Annotated in this window: 22 protein-coding genes; 10 read left to right on the forward strand and 12 right to left on the reverse strand. The window is 66.0% G+C overall.

All coding sequences use genetic code 11. The features are described from left to right. Positions 1-112: 112 nt before the first annotated feature. The 5 genes from OJI97_RS18320 to OJI97_RS18340 all read right to left on the reverse strand — a co-directional run bounded on the left by OJI97_RS18320 (position 113) and on the right by OJI97_RS18340 (position 4,303). A complete protein-coding gene (locus OJI97_RS18320) occupies positions 113-988 on the reverse strand; it encodes an SDR family oxidoreductase (RefSeq protein WP_297665888.1) in 876 nt (291 codons plus the stop codon). A gap of 35 nt (positions 989-1,023) precedes the next feature. Then, on the reverse strand, positions 1,024-1,938 hold the full coding sequence (locus OJI97_RS18325; RefSeq protein ID WP_297665890.1) for a flavin reductase family protein: 915 nt from the start codon (positions 1,936-1,938) through the stop codon (positions 1,024-1,026). Positions 1,939-1,962: 24 nt separating this feature from the next. After that, positions 1,963-3,105 (reverse strand): acyl-CoA dehydrogenase family protein, encoded by a 1,143-nt coding sequence (locus OJI97_RS18330; RefSeq protein ID WP_297665891.1) that lies wholly within the window; start codon positions 3,103-3,105, stop codon positions 1,963-1,965. Between the two features lie 20 nt (positions 3,106-3,125). Then, the gene (locus tag OJI97_RS18335) at positions 3,126-3,932 is read right to left on the reverse strand and encodes an enoyl-CoA hydratase-related protein (protein WP_297665893.1); all 807 of its coding nucleotides are present in this window, start codon (positions 3,930-3,932) and stop codon (positions 3,126-3,128) included. A 68-nt stretch (positions 3,933-4,000) separates the two neighbouring features. Next, positions 4,001-4,303 carry a hypothetical protein gene (locus OJI97_RS18340; protein ID WP_297665894.1) on the reverse strand — a complete coding sequence of 101 codons (303 nt, stop codon included), beginning with the start codon at positions 4,301-4,303 and terminating at the stop codon, positions 4,001-4,003. A gap of 201 nt (positions 4,304-4,504) precedes the next feature. Here OJI97_RS18340 and OJI97_RS18345 point away from each other — a divergent pair, with 201 nt between their 5' ends. The 3 genes from OJI97_RS18345 to OJI97_RS18355 are packed head-to-tail and all read left to right on the forward strand — an operon-like array spanning position 4,505 to position 9,377. Further along, complete coding sequence (locus OJI97_RS18345; RefSeq protein WP_297665897.1) at positions 4,505-6,193, forward strand: thiamine pyrophosphate-requiring protein; 1,689 nt, start codon at positions 4,505-4,507, stop codon at positions 6,191-6,193. Between the two features lie 17 nt (positions 6,194-6,210). Beyond that, positions 6,211-7,863, forward strand: coding sequence for an AMP-binding protein (locus OJI97_RS18350; RefSeq protein ID WP_297665899.1), 1,653 nt, complete (start codon positions 6,211-6,213; stop codon positions 7,861-7,863). Next, positions 7,860-9,377 (forward strand): aldehyde dehydrogenase family protein, encoded by a 1,518-nt coding sequence (locus tag OJI97_RS18355; RefSeq protein WP_297665901.1) that lies wholly within the window; start codon positions 7,860-7,862, stop codon positions 9,375-9,377. The genes OJI97_RS18350 and OJI97_RS18355 overlap by 4 nt, the downstream gene beginning before the upstream one ends. A 108-nt stretch (positions 9,378-9,485) precedes the next feature. On the opposite strand, the gene OJI97_RS18360 is transcribed toward OJI97_RS18355, so the two are convergent. Further along, complete coding sequence (locus tag OJI97_RS18360) at positions 9,486-9,929, reverse strand: type II toxin-antitoxin system RatA family toxin (RefSeq protein ID WP_297665903.1); 444 nt, start codon at positions 9,927-9,929, stop codon at positions 9,486-9,488. Continuing rightward, entirely contained in the window at positions 9,930-10,862 is a 933-nt protein-coding gene (lipA, locus tag OJI97_RS18365; protein ID WP_297665905.1) for a lipoyl synthase, read from the reverse strand. A gap of 62 nt (positions 10,863-10,924) precedes the next feature. Here lipA and OJI97_RS18370 point away from each other — a divergent pair, with 62 nt between their 5' ends. Both OJI97_RS18370 and OJI97_RS18375 read left to right on the forward strand, forming a co-directional pair. Continuing rightward, positions 10,925-11,563 carry a carbonic anhydrase gene (locus OJI97_RS18370; protein ID WP_297665907.1) on the forward strand — a complete coding sequence of 213 codons (639 nt, stop codon included), beginning with the start codon at positions 10,925-10,927 and terminating at the stop codon, positions 11,561-11,563. Positions 11,564-11,595: 32 nt separating this feature from the next. Further along, positions 11,596-12,174: a DUF2846 domain-containing protein gene (locus tag OJI97_RS18375; protein WP_297665909.1), complete on the forward strand. Its 579-nt coding sequence runs from the start codon at positions 11,596-11,598 to the stop codon at positions 12,172-12,174. Between the two features lie 325 nt (positions 12,175-12,499). Here the strand turns inward: OJI97_RS18375 and rpsU are convergent, their stop codons facing one another. Then, a complete protein-coding gene (gene rpsU / locus OJI97_RS18380) occupies positions 12,500-12,706 on the reverse strand; it encodes a 30S ribosomal protein S21 (protein ID WP_003047635.1) in 207 nt (68 codons plus the stop codon). 269 nt (positions 12,707-12,975) lie between these two features. Here rpsU and OJI97_RS18385 point away from each other — a divergent pair, with 269 nt between their 5' ends. From OJI97_RS18385 to OJI97_RS18400, 4 genes are all read left to right on the forward strand, one after another. Further along, on the forward strand, positions 12,976-13,740 hold the full coding sequence (locus OJI97_RS18385) for a class II aldolase/adducin family protein (protein WP_297665911.1): 765 nt from the start codon (positions 12,976-12,978) through the stop codon (positions 13,738-13,740). A 27-nt stretch (positions 13,741-13,767) separates the two neighbouring features. Continuing rightward, the gene (locus OJI97_RS18390) at positions 13,768-14,313 is read left to right on the forward strand and encodes a (2Fe-2S)-binding protein (RefSeq protein ID WP_297665913.1); all 546 of its coding nucleotides are present in this window, start codon (positions 13,768-13,770) and stop codon (positions 14,311-14,313) included. 124 nt (positions 14,314-14,437) lie between these two features. Beyond that, a complete protein-coding gene (locus OJI97_RS18395) occupies positions 14,438-15,352 on the forward strand; it encodes an RcnB family protein (RefSeq protein WP_297665915.1) in 915 nt (304 codons plus the stop codon). 116 nt (positions 15,353-15,468) lie between these two features. Beyond that, complete coding sequence (locus tag OJI97_RS18400; protein WP_297665917.1) at positions 15,469-16,740, forward strand: amidohydrolase family protein; 1,272 nt, start codon at positions 15,469-15,471, stop codon at positions 16,738-16,740. 174 nt (positions 16,741-16,914) lie between these two features. On the opposite strand, the gene OJI97_RS18405 is transcribed toward OJI97_RS18400, so the two are convergent. Then, complete coding sequence (locus tag OJI97_RS18405) at positions 16,915-19,476, reverse strand: EAL domain-containing protein (RefSeq protein ID WP_297665919.1); 2,562 nt, start codon at positions 19,474-19,476, stop codon at positions 16,915-16,917. 344 nt (positions 19,477-19,820) lie between these two features. Between OJI97_RS18405 and OJI97_RS18410 the strand changes: the two genes are divergently transcribed. After that, entirely contained in the window at positions 19,821-20,852 is a 1,032-nt protein-coding gene (locus OJI97_RS18410) for a fatty acid desaturase family protein (RefSeq protein ID WP_297665921.1), read from the forward strand. 148 nt (positions 20,853-21,000) lie between these two features. Here the strand turns inward: OJI97_RS18410 and OJI97_RS18415 are convergent, their stop codons facing one another. Genes OJI97_RS18415 through OJI97_RS18425 form a run of 3 tightly spaced genes read right to left on the reverse strand, consistent with a single transcriptional unit; the run spans position 21,001 to position 22,990 of the window. After that, on the reverse strand, positions 21,001-21,780 hold the full coding sequence (locus OJI97_RS18415) for a DUF2063 domain-containing protein (protein WP_297665923.1): 780 nt from the start codon (positions 21,778-21,780) through the stop codon (positions 21,001-21,003). After that, positions 21,773-22,624 carry a DUF692 domain-containing protein gene (locus OJI97_RS18420; RefSeq protein WP_297665925.1) on the reverse strand — a complete coding sequence of 284 codons (852 nt, stop codon included), beginning with the start codon at positions 22,622-22,624 and terminating at the stop codon, positions 21,773-21,775. Before OJI97_RS18420 ends, OJI97_RS18415 begins: the two co-directional genes overlap by 8 nt. 54 nt (positions 22,625-22,678) lie before the next feature. Then, a complete protein-coding gene (locus tag OJI97_RS18425) occupies positions 22,679-22,990 on the reverse strand; it encodes a hypothetical protein (protein WP_257543793.1) in 312 nt (103 codons plus the stop codon). Positions 22,991-23,220 lie beyond the last annotated feature (230 nt).

A 23,220-nucleotide genomic window follows, 5' to 3' on the forward strand; every position in this document is an offset into this window, starting at 1 on the left:
CTGGCAAATTCGGCCGGCCTGGGGGGCCGTGCCCCGGGGGGGGGCGACCCTCTACGGGGGCCTCGCCCCCTCAACCCGCGGCGGGGGCGCCATGCGGCGCCCCGGCCAATCCTCATTCCGCAACCGGATTGAAACCCTGCACGAGATAGCGCGCGCTGACGTCGGGGCCGTGACGGTCGTCGCATTCGGCGAACGCCTGCCGGATTTCGGTGTGGACGGCGGTGACGAGCGGTTCCCAATCGCGATGGGTGATGATCAGGAACTGCCCCTTCTGCATCGCCTCGACTACCTGATCGCCGACACGATCGGGGTCCGCCCCCTGTGAGGTCAGCGCGAAATTGCCCTCGATCGCCGCCGAATCGGCATCCTGGCCGAGCAGTTCGGCTTCGCGCTCCCCCGAATTTACGGCGATGCGGGTCGCCACGGTGCCGGGACACAGGACCGAAACGCCGATGCCGGTGCCCTTGAGTTCGTCGCGCAGGATCATCGAGAAGCTGAAACTCGCGAACTTCGCCGAGGAATAGGCCCCGACGCGCTGCATCGGCACGATCCCCGCCATCGAAGCGGTGTTGACGATGTGGCAGCGGCCGCCGCGTGCCTTGAAACGCGGCAGGAATACCGACACGCCGATGAACTGGGCTTCGACGTTGACGCGATAGACCCAGCGCCAGACGTCGAGCGTCGTCCTGTCGATCTCCTTGCCGCCGCTAAGACCCGCATTGTTGCACAGGATCGAGATCGGCCCCAGCGCCGCCTCGGCCTTGTCGGCGGCCGCGACCCATTGGTCGGGATCGGTCACGTCGAGCGACACGCCGACGACGGTGCCGCCGGCGTCGGTCAGTTCCTGCACGGCCGCCGCGACGCGCTCACCGTCGATGTCGGCCAGGGCGACCTTCGCGCCCGCGGCGACGAGCGCGCGCGCCATGCCCAGTCCGATTCCCGATGCCGCCCCGGTAACGAGAGCGGCTTCTCCTGCCGGCCAATTCATAATCCTGCTCCTCTCTTGTTTGATTGTTGGGTTTTCTAAAAATCGCTGTCGAGATTGCCGATCCGGGCGAGGAAATGCCGCGCCTCGGACAACTCGCCGGGGGTGCATTCACCGACGAGATGATCCTCGACAGTCTTGAGCGCCGCGAGCAACGCGCCATAGGCTTCATGACCCTTCGGCAGCAGCGCCACCCGACCGCCCTCGATCGCGATCAGGCCTTCGCCGACCAGCGCCTGCTGCTCCTGCGGCGAGAAATCATAGTCGCGCTCGATCGCGAATTGCCGGATCTCTGGAAGCGCGGTCATGCCTTCGGCGAGCGCGCCGAGGATGATCGATGCCGCCTGCTGGAGTCCGATCGCCTCGAACTCGGCGCGCACGCGCCCGAGAATCCGCACATAGGCGTGCGAGAAGAGGTTGAGGATCGCCCCCTTGCCGAGCCGCGCCGCATCGAGATCATAGCTGAGTTCGGCCGCCTCGCGCCGCCGCGCCTCGCCATATTTTCCCTGCACATAGAGCAAGGGCGCGCCGTCGCAGGCCTCGAATTCGACGACTTCGCCGATGAACAATATATGGTCGCCCACCTCGTGCCGCTGGACCTTGCGGCAATGGAAGCGCGCGGCGCATCCGTCGAGCAGCGGCACGCCCGCATGGTCGACGTCCATTCCCTCGAACTTGTCCGCGCCCTTGGTCGCGAAGCGGTTCGAGAGATGTTCCTGCTCGATGCCTAGGATGTGGATGGCGAACGCCTCAGCGCTTTCATAGGCTTCCAGCGAGCTCGACGTCCGGGCGAGCGACCAGAGGACGAGCGGAGGATCGAGCGACACCGAATTGAAGCTGTTCGCGGTCACGCCGACCGGCCGGCCATCGGCACCGCGCGCGGTGATGATCGTGACGCCGGTCGCGAAGCGCCCCAACGCCGAGCGGAAGCTCCTTTGATCGAATTCGGGCATCACTCCACCTCCCGCAATCGGCCGTCAGAGCGACCGACCGACGACTTCCTTCATGATTTCACTCGTGCCTCCGAAGATCCGCGTCACCCGCGCGTCGCGCCACAGCCGCGCGATCGGATATTCGTTCATATAGCCCGCGCCGCCATGGAGCTGCAGCGCCGCGTCGCAGACCCGCCCCTGAAGCTCGCTGTGCCAGAGCTTGGCGGCCGACGCCTCCTCGGTGGTCAGTTCGCCCCGGATATGGCGTGCGAGCGCCCAGTCGACATGCGCCCAGCCGACCTGCAATTCGCTCTTCAGCCCCGCAAGCGCGAAGCGCGTGTTCTGGAAATCGAAGACGGTCTTCCCGAATGCCTTGCGGTCCTTCGTGAACGCCACCGCTTCGTCGAACGCGCGCTGCGCCGAGGCCTGCGTGCAGAAGGCGATCGACAGCCGCTCCTGCGGAAGCTGGCTCATCAGATAGCCGAAGCCCATCCCCTCCTGCCCGAGGCAATTCGATTTCGGAACGCGGACGCCGTTGAAGAAGAGTTCCGACGTGTCGGCCGAATGCTGGCCGACCTTGTCGAGGTTCCGCCCGCGCGCGAAGCCGGGGGTATCGGCATCGACGAGGATGATCGAAATCCCCTTCGCGCCGGCGGCGGGATCGGTTCTCGCGACGACGAGGGTCAGGTCGGCGTTCTGGCCGTTGGTGATATAGGTCTTCGACCCGTCAATGATATAGTCGCCGCCCTCTGTCTTCGCGGTCGTGCGGATCGCCTGCAGGTCCGATCCGGTGCCGGGCTCGGTCATCGCGATCGCGGTGATGATCTCGCCGCGCACCATGGCGGGCAGATATTTGAGCTTTTGCTCTTCGGAGCCATATTGCTCGATATAGTCGGCGACGATGTCGCTCTGCAGCCCGAAGCCCGCCGACGATCCGGCATAGGCCAATTCTTCGCCAACCACGGCATTATAACCGAAGTCGAGGCCGAGCCCGCCATATTCGGGCTTCACCGTCGGGCAGAGCAATCCGGCCTCGCCCGCGGCGCGCCAGAGGTCGCGGCCGACGATGCCCTCTTCCTCATGCTTGTCGAGGTGGGGGATCAGTTCGCGCGCGAAGAATTTGCGCACGGCGTCGCGGAACAGGTCATGGTCTTCGGTGAAGCCGGTTCGCGTGGACATATCGAGCATGGTCTTTTCCGATCCTGTCTTCAGACCTCGATGGTCCATTGCGGATGGCGCGGCGCGTAATCGGCAGGCCGCTTCTCGGCGAATGCCTTCAGTGCCTCCTTGGAATCGGGGTGACCGCTCATCTTGACGGTAAAGCCCTGCTCGAACGCATAGCCGGGCTGCAGGTCCATGATCTCGATCCGGTCGAGGATCTGCTTGGCGAGACGCGTCGCGGTCGGACTGAAGGAGGCGGCACGCCGGGCGAGGCGCTTAGCCTCGTCGATCAGACCGGCACCCTCGTGCAGGAAGATCGCGGCGCCCCAGGCGGCGAGCTGCCGCGCTTCGACCGCTTCGCCGGTGAAATACATGCGCCGGACGATCGGTTGCGCGGCGAGGCGCGCGAGATGCGCCGCGCCGCCCATGACGCCGACGGTCAGCTCGGGAAGCCCGAATTTCGCGTCGGGGCTCGCCAGCACGAAATCGCAGGAGGCCGCGATCGCGAGCCCGGTGCCAAGCGCCGCGCCGTGCACCGCGCCGATCACCGGGACGGGGCAATTCTGGATCGCGAAGAAAGCCTCGCGTACGCGCCACATGCGCTCGGCGCCGTTGTCGGGCGTCATCGTCGCAAATTCGTCGAGGTCGTTGCCGGCGCAGAAGAAGCGCCCCTCGGCCCCCAGTACGATCGCCTTTACGTCCCCCATCCGGTCGGGATCGGCGAACAGCGCCGCAATTTCGATATACATGTCGCGGTCGACGGCATTGGCTGGCGGCCGGTTGAGCAGCACCGTCGCAACGCCGTCGGCGTCGAGCGAAACGGTCAGATAATTGAGCGCGAGGTTGGAGGTCATCGGGTCCCCTTTGCAAAGGCATGGAAGGGCAGACCGCCGGAGTCGCTCCGGCGGTCCTGCCGCGCGGATCACGCCTGACGCGTGCCGCTCAGGGTCATTTCGCCGAAGGCGCCGGCCTTGACCTTGCCGGACAGGCTGTCGCCGTCGATCGTCGCCTCGCAGTCGAAATCGAGCGGCATCGGAACCTTCGTGCTCATCTTCCAGGTCAGCGTGTTGCCGTCGATCTTGCCATCGACGACCTCCATCGTTCCCATACCGTCGACAACGGTGCCGCTGAAGGCGCCGCCGTCCGCCGGAACGACGGTGAAGACACCCTTCTGATCCCCCATCGGGCTCTTGACGGTGGTGTCGTATTTGCCAGCAACAGACATAATTTCATCTCCCATGATTGAGCAATCTCTGCATCGACGTCGACCCAACCCGCTGATTTAAAATCCATCTCCCCGATCATTCGGGCAGACGACATTCGACGAGCGGGCCGTTGCCGACAACGATGCCGCTTTCGGCACTAGCATTATTAGATCGTTCCATCTATAGCCTTGGCAAGAAAATTCCGATGGAGAGAGGATCGCATGTCCCAGACCGCCGCCACCCGCTATTTGTCCGCGCTCGCCGACCACGGCGTCGATTCGATCTTCGTCAACGCGGGGACCGATTTCGCGCCGATCGTCGAAGCCTATGCCGCCAACGCGAAGGACGGCGGACCGGCCCTGCCCAAGCCGGTGCTCTGCGCGCATGAGAATCTGGCCGGCGGCATGGCGCATGGCGCGGCGCTGGTGACCGGCAAACCGCAGGCGGTCATGCTACACGTCAATGTCGGCACCGCGAACGTCTCATGCGCCGTCGCCAATGCCGCGCGCGACCGGGTGCCTCTGCTCATCACCGCGGGTCGCTCGCCGATCCTCGAAGGCGGCACCACCGGCGCACGCGACCTCCCGATCCACTGGTCGCAGGAGATGTTCGACCAGGCGAGCCTCGTCCGCGAGTTCGTGAAATGGGACTATGAGCTGCGCGACGCCCGGCAAGTCGATGCTGTCGTCGATCGCGCGCTGAGCGTTGCCACCGCGCACCCGCGCGGCCCCGTCTATCTCGCATTGCCGCGCGAGGTGCTGGCCGAAGCGGACGGCAGCAACACCGGCGAGCGCATTCGCACCGCGGTCCCCGCCGCGGTCCACCCCGACCCCGATGCCGTCGACCAACTCGCCGACCGCATCGCGGCGGCCGACTTCCCGGTCATCGTCGCGACAGCTTCGGGCATCGAGCCCGAATCGGTCTACCTTCTGACGCGCCTCGCCGAGCAGTTCGCGGTCGGCGTCGCCGACCCGTGGCACCGCTATCTGAACATCGCGTCGAACCACCCCAATCGCCTCGGTCCCGATATCCTCGGCGTGCTCAAAAAGGCCGACGTCATCGTCTTCCTCGAATCGGACGTGCCGTGGATCGACGCGCACGGGTCGCCCCAGCCCGACTGCTTCATCGCGCAGGTCGGCGTCGATCCGCTCTATTCGGCTTACCCGATCCGCTCGCACCGCTCGGACCTCAATATCGCCGCAACGCCGACTGCCTTCCTTGCGCGGTTGACGGCCGCGCTAAGCGAACGCGCCAGGAGCATCGATCCGGCCCGGGCGGAGCGCATTCACGCGGCCGCCAAGGCCCACCACGACGCCATCGCCGCCATACGGACGCAGGAAACCGCCCCCGATTCCGACGCGCCGATCACCAAGAACGCCATTTCGGCCGTGCTCGGCGAGTTGCTGGGCGAGGACGATATCGTCTTCAACGAATATGTCGCGACCCCCTGCCTGCTGAACCGCACGCAGCCCGGCACCTATTATTTCCTCCCCGCATCGGGCGGCCTCGGCTGGGGCCTGCCCGCCGCGCTCGGCGCCAAATATGCCGCGCCGGACCGCACCGTCGTCGCGACGCTCGGGGACGGCGCCTATATGTTCGCCAACCCGGCGGCGTGCCATCATGCGGCCGCCAAGCACGACCTGCCGGTGCTCACCATCCTCGCCAACAATTGCAACTGGTGGGCGGTCGATCTCGCGACGCAGCTCGTTTACCCCGACGGCCGCGCCGACGCCGAGGATCGCTTCTCGAACCTGTCGCCCTCGCCCGAATTCGCTGCCTATTGCACCGCGTCGGGCGGCTATGGCGTCACGGTTCATAAGCGCAGCGAACTCAAGCCCGCGCTGGAAGAGGCGTTGCGCGTCGTGCGTGAGGAAGGCCGCCAGGCACTCGTCGACGTGCGTTGCGTGTAACGACCGGGAGAAGCCTGATGCGTTACAATTTCGCCGAACTCTTCGCCGGGATCGCGGCAGAAATGCCCGATCGCGAGTGCATCGTCTTTCGCGACCGGCGGCTGCGCTACGGCGACATCGCCGGACGGGTCAATCGTCTTGCGAACCTGTTGCTGTCGCGCGACATCACCATCTACCGGCCCCGCGCCGATCTTCAGCCGTGGGAGTCAGGGCAGGATCATGTCGCGCTCTATCTTCACAACGGCAATGAATATGTCGAAGGGATGCTGGGCGCGTCGACGGCGCGCGCGGCGTCGTTCAACGTCAATTACCGCTATGTCGAGGCCGAGCTCGCCTATCTGCTCGACGATGCGTCGGCGCGCGCGATCGTCTATCACGCCCGCTTCGCGCCGACCCTCGGCGCGGTCCTCGGCTCGCTGCGCGAACCGCCGACGCTCCTGCTTCAGGTCGCCGATGAATCGGGCAACGCGCTGCTTCCAGGGGCGCTCGACTATGAAGACGCCCTCGCCGCTTCCAGCGCGAAGCCCCCGCACCTGACGCTCGATGCCGACGATCTCTATGTCGTCTACACCGGCGGCACGACCGGCATGCCCAAGGGCACGCTATGGACCCAGGGCGACATTCTCGAAAGCGCCATGCCCGCCTTTCTTCCCGAAGGACTGTTCGATGCGCCGTCACTCGCCGATGGCGTTGCAAAGATCGTCGCGGGCGAACGCCGCGTTTTCATGCCGCTCCCCCCGCTCATGCACGCCGCGGCGCAATGGCTCGCCATGTCCGGCTTTCTCAGCGGCGGCACCATCGTCTTTCCCGACGTGGTCGACCGGCTCGATCCCGTTTCGGTTTGGCAGCGCATCGACGGCGAAGGCGTGCAGTTCATCAATCTGGTTGGCAATGCCTTTGCGACACCGATGTGCGACGCCCTCGAATCTGGCGGCTTCGATGGCGGCTCGTTGCAATTCGTCGGCGTCGGCGGCGCCGTCACCAGCGCGTCGGTCAAGAACCGCATTCTGAAGCTGCTGCCACACGTGATCGTCGGCGACGTCGCCGGATCGTCCGAGAGCGGTTCGCAGCTCACCAATATGAGCACGAGCCAGACGCCGGTGACCTCTGGCGTCTTCACGGCCGCGACGGGCACTTGCGTCGTCGACGAAGGCCGCACGCGCCTACTCGATCCCGGCGATACGGACGCGGGCTGGCTTGCACGGCACAGCCTGATCCCTCTCGGCTATCTTGGCGACCGCGACAAGACCGAGCGGACCTTTCCGACCGTCTCGGGATGGCGAATGGTGCTCCCCGGCGACCGCGCCCGGCATCTGGCCGATGGCACGATCGAACTGCTCGGCCGCGATTCCGTAACGATCAATTCGGGCGGCGAGAAGATCTTCGCCGAAGAGGTGGAAGCCGCGCTGGCCGACCATCCGGCGATCAAGGATATCATCGTCGTCGGCCGGCCCAGCGACAGGTGGGGCCAGGAAGTCGTCGCGATCGTCGAGCTGGCAGCGGGGCGAAATGCCACCGACACAGAATTGCTCGCTCATGCTGGCAAAAGCCTCGCAAGATACAAGCTGCCCAAAGCCATCCTCCGCATCGAAACCCTGCTCCGCGGCCCGAACGGCAAGGCCGACTATGGCTGGGCGCGCAAGATCGCCGCCGAGGGCGTAGCCGCATGACGGAGAAAAAGGATATGATGACCGACACCGCGGCCGAGGTCGCACCGGCAGAACTGCAACGCCTGCTGGGCGCCCAGCGGGCAGCACAGGCAAAAGACCCGGTCCCCGACGCCGCGACGCGGCGCGACCGCATCGACCGCTTCGTCGCCACGGTACTCGAACATGCAACCGAGCTCGCGGCGGCGCTCGATGCCGATTTCGGCAGCCGGCCGCAAACCACCTCGCTGGAACTCGACATATTGGGCGGCATGGAAGCCATCAACTTCGCGCGCGAGAATCTCGAAGCATGGATGGCGCCGACCGAGGTTCCCGCCGCGATGGGCGGCGCGATCCCGACCGTGATCCAGAACCGGCCCAAGGGCGTCGTCGGGGTCATCGGCCCTTGGAACTTCCCGGTCGTGCTCGTCTTCGTGCCGACGGTCGAGGCGCTTGCCGCCGGCAACCGCGTGATGATCAAATTCTCCGACATGGCGCCGCATACCGGCGCGGTGTTCGCGCGCGCGGTGGCGTCGCGGATGCGGCCCGAGGAGGTCGTCGTCGTCAATGGGGGTCTGTCCACCGCAACCGCCTTCTCCGACCTCCGCTTCGACCATATCTTTTTCACCGGTTCACCCAAGGTCGGGCGGCTGATTGCGGTCGCCGCGGGGCGCAATCTGGTGCCGGTGACGCTCGAACTCGGCGGCAAAAACCCCGCGATCGTCGCACCCGACGCCGATGTCGCCGAAGCCGCCGCACGGATCGCCGCGGCCCGTCTCGTCAACAATGGTCAGGTGTGTCTGTGTCCCGATTATGTCTTCGTGCCGGAAGCGGGCAAGGAGGCGTTCGTCGCGGCCTATCAGGGCGCGGTGCTCGCGCATTTCCCGACCTTCGTCGACAATCCCGACGTGGTGTCGATCATCAACGATGCGAATTATGCGCGCGTCGCCGGCCTGATCGACGATGCCAAGGCGAAGGGCGCCACCGAAGTCGTGATCGTGCCCGAGGCGGAAAAGGACCGCCTGTCCGATGCGAAGCAGGGCCGCCGGCTCCCCCCGACGCTGCTCCTCGACGTGCCGATGGAGGCCGAGATCAACGCCGAAGAAATCTTCGGCCCGGTGCTTGTCGTGCACAGCTATGCCGACGTCGACGAGGCCATCGCCTACGCCGCCGCGGGCGAACACCCGCTCTCCTCTTACTGGTATGGCGGCGATACCGACGCCTTCCGGCGCTTCGTCCAGAACACGACATCGGGCGCGGTGTCGCGCAACGACTTCGCCCTCGCCTACATCAACCATGCCGCGCCGTTCGGCGGGGTCGGGATGAGCGGTTCGGGCGCCTATCACGGCAAGGCCGGATTCGACACTTTCTCGCACCAGCGCCCGATCGCGCAAAGCGACCTGCCCGTCGCTCTCGCCCCGGCCTTCGTGCCGCCACTGTCCGCCGAGCGGATAAACGGCGTCACGGCTGCAACCGCCGCCGCGGCCGCCAGCGCTGTCGCCCGCCTCGAAGCACCATTGCTTGAGAATGCCGACTAAGCCGGCGCGACTCAAATGAGGCGCCTCGCTGCTGGCAGCCGTCCGGGAGAAGAGCGTCCGCTTCCAAGCCATATCCGCAGACCACCGAAACGACTAACATGGGCCGGCTCACGAAGGGAGGGGAGCGTAAAGCTCTCCCGCCCGCGCCTCGAACGCCGCGATCATCTTGCGGAGCGCCTTGTCGAACATCTGCCCGGCGAGCGTCTCGAACACCCGGCTGCGGAACGAGAAATCGACCATGAAATCGACCCGGCAGCCGCCGCCATCCAGCGGCGCGAAATGCCATTCGTTGCTGAGATGCTTCATCGGGCCGTCGATATAGCTGACCGTCACCGTGCGCGGCCGTTCCTTGTGGACGCGGCACGAGAAGCTTTCGCGCAGCCCCTTGAAGCCCACGATCATGTCGGCGACCGACTCATGCTCGCAGTCGCTGCGGACGCGGAGCGCGACGACCCACGGCAGGAATTCGGGATAGCGCGCGATGTCGGTGACGAGCGCGAACATCTGTTCGTCGCTGTAGGGAAGCTCGCGCGTTTCGTGGTGCCGCGGCAATCAGCCCACCCTGGCGCGGGCGAGTTGCTCCTCGCGCGCGGCGCGCATCCGCTCGAAATCGTCGCCGGCGTGATAGCTCGACCGGGTCAGCGGTGACGAGGCGACCTGCAGGAAGCCTTTGGCGCGCGCGATCTGCGCATAGGCGTCGAACGCCTTGGGGGTCACGAATTCGGCGACCTTGGCATGGCGCGGCGTCGGCTGGAGATATTGGCCCATCGTCATGAAATCGATGTCGGCGCTGCGCATGTCGTCCATCACCTGATGCACCTCCATCCGCTCCTCACCCAGGCCGAGCATGATGCCCGACTTGGTGAAGATCGACGGATCGCGGCGCTTGACGCTTTCGAGCAGGCGGAGCGACGCATAATAGCGCGCGCCGGGCCGGATCGTCGGATAGAGCCGCGGCACCGTCTCCAGATTATGGTTGTAGACGTCGGGCCGCGCATCGACGATCGCCGCGACCGCGCTTTCGGGCTTGTTGCGGAAATCGGGGGTCAATATCTCGATCGTCGTCTGCGGCGTTTCGCGGCGCAGCGCCTGAATGACCTTCACGAACTGGCTCGCCCCGCCGTCGGGCAGGTCGTCGCGGTCGACCGAGGTGATGACGATGTGCGTCAGCCCCATCTTCGCAGCCGCCGCCGCGGTATGTTCGGGCTCGAGAAGGTCGACCGGACGCGGCATCCCCGTCTTGACGTTGCAGAAGGCGCAGGCGCGGGTGCAGGTGTCGCCGAGGATCATCACCGTCGCGTGTTTTTTCGTCCAGCATTCGCCGATGTTCGGGCACGCCGCTTCCTCGCAAACGGTGTGCAGGCCAAGGTCGCGCATCAGCCGCTTGGTCTCGGCATAACCGGGACTGGTGGGCGCCTTGACGCGAATCCAGTCGGGCTTGCGCGGGCGCTGAAGGGGCTGGGGCGGCTGTGCGGGAGCGTTCATCGCGTTCACATAGTCGCGCGCGCGCCTCTTCTCAACCTCTCAACCTATGCTAAGGGGCGTCCATGACTCGCTTTGCAGAATTGATCGAAGGCTACCGGCGTTTCCGTAACGGCGGCTGGCAGGAACAGCGCGACCGCTGGGAACAGCTTGCCGAGGGGCAATCGCCCAAGGTGATGGTGATCGCCTGTTCGGACAGCCGATCCGAACCCTCGCAGATCTTCGACACCAATCCGGGCGAGATTTTCGTCGTCCGCAACGTCGGCGCACTGGTGCCGCCGTTCGAAACCAACCCCGGCCGCCACGGCGTATCCGCCGCGCTCGAATTCGCGGTCCAGTTCCTGAGGGTCGAGGAAATCGTCGTCATGGGCCACGGCATGTGCGGCGGCTGCCACGCGGCGCTGCACCGGACGATGGAGGGCGCCGAGCCCGGACGCGGCGGCTTCATCGCCCACTGGATCGAGATGCTCGACGATGCGAGCGCTGAAATCCGCGCGCGCTACCCCGATTATGACAACCGCGAAGCGGGCCGCGCGATGGAATTGGCGGCGGTGGGCGTCAGCCTGGCGAATCTACGCACCTTCCCCTGCATCCAGGAAAAGGAAAAGCGCGGCAGCCTGAAACTGCGCGGCGCCTTTTTTGCGATCAACGAAGGCCTGCTCTATGTGATGGACGAAACGACGGGAGATTTCGCCCCGGCCTGAGCGGCCATGAACAGCCCGGTGAGGAGGACGACATGAGCAAGAATGCCATGTGGCTGACGATCATTTTCGCGGCCGCGATTTTCGGCGCGTTTCTGGGCCCCTCGCTCGCCAGCCTGCTCTCGCCCGAAACCATGCTGATCGTGGCCGTGGTGCTGATCGGCGGGATCGTCCTCTTCTGCATCTGGGCGCTGTCGAGCAACAAGGGCGGCCAGAAGGCCGATACCGCGGCGCTTGCCGAAGCGCGCGCGATGCAGGCACCCGCGGGCAAGGCGCGCCTCTATATCACCCGCCGCGGCTTCGTCGCCGCGCTACAAGGGATGGACGTGACGCTCGACGGCGTCGCGAAGGGCCAGATCAAGTCGGGCCAGATGCTGATGGCCGATGTCGAGCCGGGCACGCACCATCTCCATGTCTCGACCGCCAAGGCGAAGCTTGCGAAGCCTGCCGAGATCGAGGTGGATGTCGGCGCCGGCGGCGTGGTCGTGATCGACGCGATGATCGAGATGGGCGCGCTCAAGGGCAGCGTGAAGCTGACGCGACTCGATGCCGCGAAGGCGCGCGAAAATGTGAACGCGACAAAGCTGATCCTTTGGGAAACACCGGGCGCCTGAGACGCTCGAAGCCGCACCGCCCATGCTGGCGCGGAAAGCATTCCGGCGGCCTATGCATTGCTGGTTCGGGAGCCGATCCTCCCCGGCACGGGGAGGGGGACCACCGAAGGTGGTGGAGGGGCAGGTGCGTCATGGCGCGCCTTTTCTGGATCGAAGCGTAAACCGAGGGTGCCCCTCCACCATGCTTCGCATGGTCCCCCTCCCCGTGTCGGGGAGGATCTCCTGTCCGCAATCGGCCGCCATTCCGCCTCCTCGCACACGAAAAAGGGCGCCGCGTTGCCGTGGCGCCCTTTTCTCGAAGCAGGATCCCGAACGGGAGACGGTCTTACTTGATACCGTCGCGCTCCATCCGCTTGCGCTCCATCTTGCGGGCGCGGCGGACAGCCGCGGCGCGTTCGCGCGCGCGCTTTTCGCTGGGCTTTTCGTAGTGACGGCGCAGCTTCATTTCGCGATACACGCCCTCACGCTGCAGCTTCTTCTTGAGCGCGCGAAGGGCCTGGTCGACATTGTTGTCGCGAACGATGATCTGCATACGCCGTGTCGTCTCCTGTTCGTCAAAACGATCCGGGCCACCGGATGCTCCGGTTTGCCGTAAATCGCCGATATTCGGGCAATAAAAAGAGCGCCGCGAAAGCGCGACGTTCCGATGCAGCGCCAACTAAAGGGATTCGCGCCAAAATGCAAGCCCCCGCGCGGCAAGATGCGGCAGCAATGCCGCGGAAGGCCATCGGGCGGGATTGTGCCCTCCCCCAGGCCTGTGGCATAGGTAGCAGGAAGAAACTGACATCGAAGGGACAGGCCATGGCGACCCAGCTCAAGCGCAACAGCAAATATAGCGAGGCCGAATGGACGGCGCGGCAGGAGCTTGCCGCCTGCTACCGCATCTTCGCGATGATGGGCTGGGACGAGATGATCTTCAACCATATCACGGTGAAGATCCCCGACGAGGACGGCAGCTACCTCATCAACCCTTATGGGATGCATTTCAGCGAAGTCACCGCATCGACGCTGATCAAGATCGACATCGACGGCAACAAGGTCGATGCGGACAATCCCTGGCACGTCAACAAGGCGGGCTTCGTCCAGCACAGCCTGTTTCATCGCACCCTGCCCGACGCGCACGCGATCATCCACACCCACACGACCGCGACGATGGCGGTCTGCGCGCTCGAAGGCGGGCTGCAGCCCACCAATTTCTATGCCTGCAACTATATGGGCCAGCTCGCCTATCATGACTTCGAGGGCATCACGGTGCGCGAGGAGGAAGGCGAGCGGCTGCTCGAACATCTCGGCGACAAGCGCATCCTGATGCTGCGGAACCACGGCCCCGTGGTGATGGGCCGGACGCTGCCCGAAGCCTTCATCAAATATTGGGTGCTCCAGCGCGCCTGCGAGATTCAGCTCGCGACGATGAGCATGGGCAAGCCGATCCTGATCGGCGACGACGTCGTGAAGGTCCATCAGCGCGACCTCTATCAGGCGCAGATTCCCGGCGGCGCCGGCAAGGCCGAGTTCGACGCGATGGTGCGCAAGGTCGACAAGATCGACACGAGCTGGCGTGACTAATCCAGCCGTTCGGCTAAGACCGGCGGCATGACGAAATTCTCGGTCAACGACCGCCCGGTCGAATATCGCATGGACCCCGAAACGCCCCTGCTCTGGGCGCTGCGCGATGCGTCGAACCTGACCGGCACCAAATATGGCTGCGGCACCGGCGAATGCGGCGCCTGCACCGTCGACATCGATGGCGAGGCGATTCGCAGCTGCATGGTCAGCATCGCCGAATGCGAGGGTCGCTTCGTCACGACGATCGAGGGGCTGACGCGCGACCGCAGCCATCCGGTGCAGCAGGCGTGGGTCGCCGAGCAGGTGCCGCAATGCGGATTCTGCCAGTCGGGCATGATCATGACCGCCGCCGCGCTGCTGCGCAAGAACAGCAACCCCAGCGATGCCGAGATCGACGCGGCGATGACCAACATCTGCCGCTGCGGCACCTATCCCCGCATCCGCGGCGCGATCCGCCGCGCGGGCCGCGTGCTGCGCGGCGAGGAACGCATCGCCGCCGCGCCGCCGCCGGGTATTCGCCCCGCCGACGCGGCTCGCGCCGTGCCGGCACTCAAGGTTCCGCACGAGCGGTAATCGTTCATCTAGCTGAACCGCAGGCAACAACCGGGTTCAGCGATGATGCATCTTGTCTCCCGTAACTTTCGATTCATCTTCCCGATCGGCCGGGTGCCGGATGGGACATTGGAGTATCGTCAAGATGAAGAAGATGTTCGGAGGGTTGCTGATCGCTGCGACGATCCTGACTCCCATTGCGCCCGCCGCCGCCCAGGCGAACGGCGAGCGCATCCAGATCGCCCAGCGCGAACGCGGCAATCACGGCCAGCGCGGGTCCGAAGGCCGGCGCGGCGGCAATTGGAACGGCGGCCAGCGGGCCGAACGGCCGCAGCGCCCATCGCAACCGCAGGTGCGCCAGCAGGTCCGGCAGCCGCAGGGTCAGCGCGCCCCGCGCGGCGACCGCCACGGCTGGGACGGCCAGCGCAGCGACAACCGCCGCCAATGGCAGGGCCAGCGCGGCACGGCCCAGCGGCCGGCACCGCAGCAGCGGCAGGGTCAACGCCCGGCGCAGCGGCAATGGCAGGGCCAGCGTGGCGGCGCCTATGATCGCAACCGCGACGGCCGCGTCGATCGGCAATGGGACCGGAACCGCAATGGCCAGGTTGACCGCCGCTACGACCGCAATCGCAACGGGCAGGTCGATCGGCGTTATGACCGGAACCGCAACGGCCAGCTCGACCGCCGTTGGGACCGCAATAACAACAACCGGATCGATCGCCGCTATCGCGACGGGCGCGGGGACAACAGGAACTGGAACCGTCAGTGGCGGAGCGACCGCCGCTACGACTGGCGCAGCTACCGCGACCATAACCGCGGCTATTACCGGATGCCGCGCTATTACAACCCGTATCGTGGGCGCAGCTACACCAGGTTCAGCATCGGCTTTTCGCTGGGATCGCTCTTCTATGGCCAGCGCTACTGGATCAACGACCCCTGGTATTATCGTCTGCCCCCCGCCTACGGCGACTATCGCTGGATCCGCTACTATGACGATGCGCTGCTCGTCGATGTCTATAGCGGCCGCGTGGTCGACGTGATCTACGACTTCTTCTGGTAATATCCTTTCGGTTGCCGGAAGAGAAACTGAGGGGGCCGGTTTCCGGCTCCCTCTTTTTATGCGCTTGCCCTCCTCCGCTCCGCGCGCCACGGTGCCCGCAGAACAGGGGAGATATCATGCGCAGACTTGGATTCGTCGCCGCGGCGATGCTCGCGCTGATGGGCAGCAGCGCCATCGCGAAAACTACGATCGTCTATGCCGGCCACCTCATCACCGACGCCAGCAAGCCCGCCGAGGGGCCGTCGACGGTCACCGTCACCGACGGCCGCATCGTCTCGGTCACGCCCGGCCGCACCGCGGCGCCCGAAGGCGCGGAGGTGGTCGATCTGGGCGGCAAGACGCTGCTTCCCGGCCTGATCGACCTTCACGTCCATCTGACCGGCGATCCCGGCGGCGACTATCGCAGCGAAGCGGTCGATCCCGACGAATGGGGCGTCGTCGTCGGTGCCAAGAATGCGCGCGTCACGCTGCGCGCCGGCTTCACCACGGTGCGCGAGGCGGGGTCGGCGCAATATACCGCCTTCTCGCTGCGCCGCGGCACCGCCGAGGGCTATATCGAAGGGCCGCGCATCATCGCCGCCGGGCCGCCGCTGGCGATCATCGGCGGGCACGGCGACACCACGGGCTTTCGCGAGGATATCCACGCCGTGCTCGATCAGGGCTATACCTGCACCGGCGCGGTCGAATGCGCCGAAAAGGTCCGCAAGGCCTCACGCGCGGGCGCCGACGTCATCAAGATCACCGCGACCGGCGGCGTGCTGTCGCAGCAGGGCCGCGGGCTCGGCGCGCATTTCTCGAACGCCGAGATGGAGAGCATCGCCACCACCGCCCATTCGCTGGGTCTGAAGGTCATGGCGCACGCCCATGGCGCGCGCGGCATCGAATCGGCTGCCGCCGCCGGAATCGACAGCATCGAACATGGCACCTTCGCCGACGAAGCCGCGCTCAAGGTGATGAAGGCGAAGGGAACCTATATGGTCCCGACGCTGATGGCGTTCGAGGGTATAAGAGAGCGGCTCGGCAAGGGCATCTACACGCCGACGGTCGAGGAAAAGGTCCGCATGACGCTGAACGACGTCGGCAAGGCGATGGCGCGCGCGAAGGAGATGGGGGTGCCGATCGCCTTCGGCACCGACGCCGGGGTGTTCGAGCATGGCCGCAACGCGGGCGAATTCGCGCTGCTCGTCAAATATGGGCTGACTCCGCGCGAAGCCTTGGCGAGCGCCACGACCGTCGCGGCGCGGCTGCTGTCGATGGAGGACGAGATCGGCCGCATCGCGCCGGGACTATCGGCCGACATGATCGCGGTCGACGGCGATCCGCTGACCGACGTCCGCACGCTCGAAACGGTCGACTGGGTAATGGCGCGCGGCCGGGTCGCGGAATAGGGTCAGATTCCTTTTCCGTCACTCCTGCGAAAGCGGGAACTCAGTTTCCTTATGGCCTTCCTTCTTCGCGCCTTTGCGCCTTTGCGTGAGTCTTTTGAACTCTCACGCAAAGGCGCGAAGAAAATAAGCTGGATTCCCGCTTTCGCGGAATGACGAAAGAGGAAGGGGCAAGCGTCACGCCGCGCGATAGGCGCGCTGCTTGAACGCCCTGGGCTGCGCCGGGGGTCCGGCGAAGACCGTCATGTCGATCGCTTCGGCAAAGCGCACTCCGACGCGATTGCCCGCCGACCAGCGTGCTTCGGCATCGAGCCGGACGTCGGGGGTCAGCTCCAGCATGAGCGCCGTGCCTTCGGGGACGTTCCACAGCCCCTCGACCAGCGCGCCGCGCGGCGACAGGTTGCGGACGATGGCGTCGTAGCGATAGCCGCCGCTTTCGACCTGAATCCGGCGGAAGGTCCGCACCCGCGGCTCGCGCGCGCTTTTGAAACCGCGCGCGACGACGCGCCCGCCGCCTTCGCTCAGCAGCGCCAGCACCTCGCCGATCTCCATCGGACGCCCATAAATATAGCCCTGGACATGGCTGCAGCCGAGCGCGCGGACGAGCGCGAGGTCGTCGTGCGTCTCCACCCCCTCGGCGGTCGTCTCCATGTCGAGCGCGGTCGCGAGGCCGACGATCGACGAGATGATCGCGGCGTTCATGCTGCTCTTGTCGGCGGCGCCGAGCACGAAGCTCTGGTCGATCTTGATCTTGTCGAACGGCGCCTTCTTCAGATAGCCGAGCGCCGAATAGCCGGTACCGAAATCGTCGAGTGCAAGGCGCACGCCGGTGCGCTTCAATTTCTGGAACATCTCCAGATTTTCGGGGCTTTCGTCGAGGAAAACGCCTTCGGTGATCTCGAGCTCGAGCTGGCCGGGCTCGATCCCCGCCGCCGCGACGGCATTGAGGATCGTCGCGGGCAGCTTTTCATTGGCGAACTGGCGCGGCGACACGTTGACCGCGACGCGGTAGCCGGGGCCGAGCCGCGCGATCGTCGCGCAGGCGGAGCGGATGATCCACTCGCCGATTGGCACGATCAGGTTCGATTCCTCGGCGATGGGGATGAATTTCGACGGGCTGATAACCTCGCCGCCCTCGCGCCGCCAGCGAATCAGCGCCTCGAAGCCGGTGACATGCTCGCGCTTCACGTCGACGATCGGCTGGTAAAGCAGGGTCAGCTCGTCCCTGGCGAGCGCGTCGCGCAACGCATCCTCGATCGCCTTGCGCTCGCTCGCCTGATTGTGCATCGCGTCGGCGTAGAAGCGATAGACGCCGCGCCCCGCATCCTTGGCGGCATAGAGCGCGAGATCGGCGTTGCGGACGAGCGCCGGGGCGCTCACCCCCTGCCCCTCCGACACCGCGATGCCGATCGACGAGCCGATCCGCACCTGCTCGCCCTCGATCGCGAAGGGCTTGGCGAGGCTGAGGATGATCGCATTGGCAATGCCCGCCAGCTTTTCGGGCTGGATGATCTGCGGCAGCACGATCTGAAATTCGTCGCCGCCGAGCCGCCCGACCTGCCCCTTGTCGCCGACGATCTGGGTCAGGCGCCCCGCGACCTGTTGCAGCAACTGGTCGCCGACCGGATGGCCGAGCGTATCGTTGACCGCCTTGAAACGGTCGAGGTCCATCAGCAGCAGCGCGCACGGTTGCGCCTGTCCCATATGGTTGCGGAGCGCGCGTTCGAGCAGGTCGGTGATGTGGAGCCGGTTGGCGAGGCCGGTGAGCGTGTCGTAGCGCGCGAGCTGGTTGATCTCGCGCTCCGACCTTTTCTTGTCGGTAAGGTCGGTGCCGCTGCCGCGAAAACCCTGGAAATTGCCCAGCTCGTTGCTGATCGGGTGGCCCGAGATCGACCACCAGCGCTCCTCGCCCGATACCGCCGCCTGGACGGTCAGTTCGTTGAACGGCGTCCGCGACGACAGGCTGAACCCCAGCGTCCGCTCCTCGCTCTCGTCATTGCCGACGCGCTTGCGGATCAGATCGGTGAACGGCCGGCCGAAAAGATCGGATGGCGGGATGCCCAGTTTGGCCGCGACCGGAGGCGAGATATAGACGAGATGACCGTAGCGGTCGGTTTCCCAGAACCAGCCACGCCCGGCGCGCTCGAAATCGCGCATCAGGCCGAGCGCGCGCTGCTGCTCGCTGATCGCCCGCCGGCTGGCGTGCGTCGCGCGGCGCTGGTGGCGGACATCCTCGCGCAGCATGACGATGAGGAGCCCGAGAAAGACGAGCCCCGCGACCCCGAACGGCCACGACGCGATGCCGATCGCACCGCCGAGCGCCATCGCCCCGGCAAAGGCGAAAAAGGCCGGACGGACGATCGCCGCGGCCGAGGCGGCGACGAGGATCGAGCCGAGCTTGATGGCCGAAAAGGCATCGAAATAGAGGCGGCCGTCGTGCGCCGCGGTCGCGGCGAACATCGTCGCCGAATGCAGCATCGTTCCGGCAAAGATAAGCGCGAAGCAGGCGCCGGCCCCGCGGCGCAGCCAGCGACCCGAAAGCGGGCGCCGCCCCCGCGAAAGCTGGCCGAGGACCGTCAGAACGAGGTCGCAGCCAAGGCCCGCCGCCATGACCAGCCACAGCGACGGGCGCGCGAAAAAGTCCGTGGTGCCGGGAAAGAAGGCAAAGGTGAAAAAGGCCAGCGCGCGCGCGATGAGGACATAGTGCCAGAGTTGCGCGACGCGCGTCAGCCGCGTCACGAACTCCGGCGTCGCGAGCAGCGATTCCCCCTCAGGAAAATCGCTGACCGCCGGCCGTAGGATGTTGAATCGACCTCGCAAAAATCCGCCCGCCCCGCTCGTCTGGTCCGGTCTCCCCTCTGTCCGTTGGCGGGTTACCAAATCCTTACCATCAGCCGCCGATTGCCTCCGTTCCTGTGCCATTATGGGTGGCGATAGGGTTTCAAAAGCACGGCATGATTTTGCTTTCCCCGTCACCCCGGATCGAGTCCGGGGTGACGGGGCTAATAATCGAGCCTGTCAGATTTACACCACGCCAAAACGGAAGGGGTTGGGTTTCGGTTCGCAACTTGTTAGGGTGGACCATGTCCGCTGTCCGCCTCCTGCCGCCCACCCGCTTCTTCGATCGCACCGAATGGGCCGCGATCACCGCCCCTTCGCGCTGGCGCGGCGTCTGGCTGGTCGCTCATGCGTGGATCGTCAGCATCGCGGCGGTCGGCCTGGCGGCCTGGAGCGGCCACCCCCTCGCCTGGCTGTTCGCGATCGTCATCGTCGGCGGGCGCCAGCTCGGCCTTGCGATCCTGATGCACGAGGCCGCGCACGGCCTGCTGCACCCGAACAGAAAAGTGAATAATTTCCTGGGTCAATGGCTGACCGGGTCGGCCGCCGGATCGGACCTGATCGCCTATCGCACCTACCACCTCCAGCACCACAAATATACGCAGCAGCCCGAGGACCCCGACCTGTCGCTGTCGAAACCCTTCCCGACCACGCGCGCCAGCCTGGGGCGCAAGATATTGCGCGACCTGACCGGGCAGACCTTCTTCAAACAGCGCATGGCGCAGTTCGGCTATGGCTTCAAAGGCCTGCAGGCGATGCTGCGCGGCGAGCGGGACGACAAGAAGGGTGCGAGCACCAAGGCGGGCACCCCCTTCAACAAGCAGTCGGATGACGGCATGACGGCACCGGCGGCCGATGTCGCGGGCGCGATGGCGGTGACCCGCGCAGTCGGGCGCTTTCTGCTGGTGCAGGCGGTGCTGCTCGCGGCGTCGCTGCTGCTCTATGGCTGGACGCCCTGGCTGCTGTGGATCGCCGGGCTCGCGACGACCTTTCAGCTTTTCCTGCGCATCCGCAACATCGCCGAACATGCGTGCACCACGACCGGCAGCGACGACCCCTTCACCCATGCGCGCACCACTCATGCCGGCTGGATCGCGCGGGCGACGGTCGCGCCCTATTGGGTGAATTATCACGCCGAGCATCATCTGTTCATGGGTGTCCCCTGCTATCGCCTGCCCGCGGTCCACGCGATGCTCGGCCGGCAGGGTCAGCATGAGGCGATGACGATCGCGCCGCATTACCGCGCGGTGCTGCGGCAGGTGACGGCGAAGGCCTAGTCATCCGGAGCCGACTTTGCATTGACCCATTTCGTCATTGCGAGCGGCGAAGCCGCGCGGCAATCCAGAGTAGCGTAAACCCGCCCTGGATTGCTTCGCTTCGCTCGCAATGACGAAGGGTTAATCCAATCACGCTTCAACCATCCAGCTATGGCCCTGTCCCGCTTTGCACCAGCACACCGTCGGCAAGCCATTGGCCGAGCCAGCCGGCAAGTTCCTCCATCGCGGCGGCTTCCCCCACCGCTTCGATGATGTGCGCGCTGAGGCCGGTGAAGGTCGCGCCCGCTTCGAGGCGCGCAAGCGCTCCGGCCTCGATTTCGGATAGGCTGCGAAAATGCGGCTGCAGGCCGTTTCGCCAGACGAGCAATGCGACGGGTTCCGTGAACTCGACCGGTTCGGGCGGTTCCTCCCCGGCATCGAGAGCGCGCCATAGCGCCGCGACATTGAAGCGCGCCGACAGCAGGCACGCGGACGGATGGAGCGTCAGCGGCTGTTCGAGCCACGTCTCGCCCAGCGCGGTCACACGCACGGCATCGAGCACCGGGACATCGGGCGCATCGAACGCCGCGCGCAGCGCCCAGTCGAGCCGCGCCAGCTCGGCGAGTTCGCCGTCATTGGGAAAATGCTCCGCAAGGAAGGCCGCGAAGCTCCCGCCATAATGGCGGAGGTTGCGCGTCATCGACGGGTGCGCGGCAACATAAGCGCTCGCCACATGGTCGAACTGCTCGTCGCCCAGCCACGCGTGCAGCCGCTCGTAATGGTCGGCGAGCACGCCGGTCAGGCTGGCGCGGTAATTGTTGCGATAGATGGCGAGGCGCTTCGCCGCGCCGACACGCGCGTCGTCGTCGATCAGCGCCGCGGCACCCGCATCGTCCTCGACGATCCCGGCGAGAAAGCGCCGCTGAACCTCGCGCAGCGGCTCAGGCATCGACGCCCTCCAGCGTCCGCGCAGCGACCGTCCGCGCGCGGTCGAGTTCGGCGATCACGTCGGCGAGCGGTGGAATGTTGTCGTCGCGCTCGATCATCGTCGCGACGGGCCCGAACATGGCGATCGCCCGCGCATAAAGCTCCCACACCGCGTCGCAGACATCGGCGTCGTGGGTGTCGATGACATAGTCGCCCATGTCGCTGTGGCCCGCGAGGTGGATCTGCTGGATGCGGTGCGCGGGCAGGCCGGCGAGATAGTCGAGCGGGTCGAAACCGTGGTTGCGCGCGCTGACATAGATATTGTTGACGTCGAGCAGCAGCAGGCAGTCGGCGCGCTCGGCCATGTCGGCAAGGAAATCCCACTCGCTGCGGTCCGACGAGCGAAAGGTGACATAGCTCGACGGGTTCTCGATCAGGATGCGGCGGCCGAGAATATCCTGCACCCGGCCGATATTGTCGACGACGCATCGCAGCGCCGGGGCGTCGTAGGGGAGCGGCAGCAGGTCGTGGCTATTGTGCGCGTCGATCCCGGTCCAGCAGAGATGGTCCGAAATCCATAAGGGTTCGACCCGCTCCGCCAGCGCCTTGAGGTCGGCGAGATAGGCCCGGTCGAGCGGTTCGTCGGAACCGATCGACAGCGACACGCCGTGCATCACCATCGGATAGTCGGCGCGGATGCGGTCGAGCATGGCGATCGGGCGCCCGCCCGGCACCATATAGTTTTCGGAGATGATCTCCAGCCATTCGACAGGCTGCGGTCCCGCCAGAAAATCGGGATAATGATCGGGGCGCAGGCCGAGGCCGAAGCCCGGCGACGGCACTGTCCGGCAATCCTCTGCGCGCACGCTCGCTCTCCGTCGGCGGTTCGGGTCCGGCACGGCCGGACCCGTCCCTTCGTGTCAGACCGCGATCTTGCCGCCGTCGGTCAGGCATTTGCCTGCGGCGAGCTTCTTGAAGCCCTTACCCTTGCAGCTATTCGCGCCCGCGCAGCTATTGCCCGCGGTGCTGCACCCGGCGTCGCCGCTGCACGAGCTCGCCTCGGTCTTGCAGTCCGAGGTGCCCTTGCAACTGTTGACGCCATAGCATTTGACGGTGTCGCTCGCACCGACGCGCTTGGCGTGCGGCGCCGGGTCGGCCGCGAGCGCGGCGCCCGAAAGCGCGACCGCGGTCGCCGACGCGGCGATGAGACTGGCGAGTTTGTGGCTGTTCATGTGATCGTCCCTTCCCTTGGCTGTCCAGATAGAAGTGGGGCGACTCGTCGCCCGCTGTTCTTGTCACACGACCCTGCGGCCTTGTCGCATGATCTCGATCACAGGCGAAGGCAATTTCATTCGCCCTTCCTCCGATTCCCCGCGCGGAGCCGGGGGGGCCGGCCGGGCGGAGTCGAGGCGGTGCGGGGTCTAGCGCCCCGCGGATGGGGCCCCCGGCGTCGCGCGGGGGA

It is taken from the genome of Sphingopyxis sp. (assembly GCF_025869345.1).
Taxonomy (GTDB): domain Bacteria; phylum Pseudomonadota; class Alphaproteobacteria; order Sphingomonadales; family Sphingomonadaceae; genus Sphingopyxis.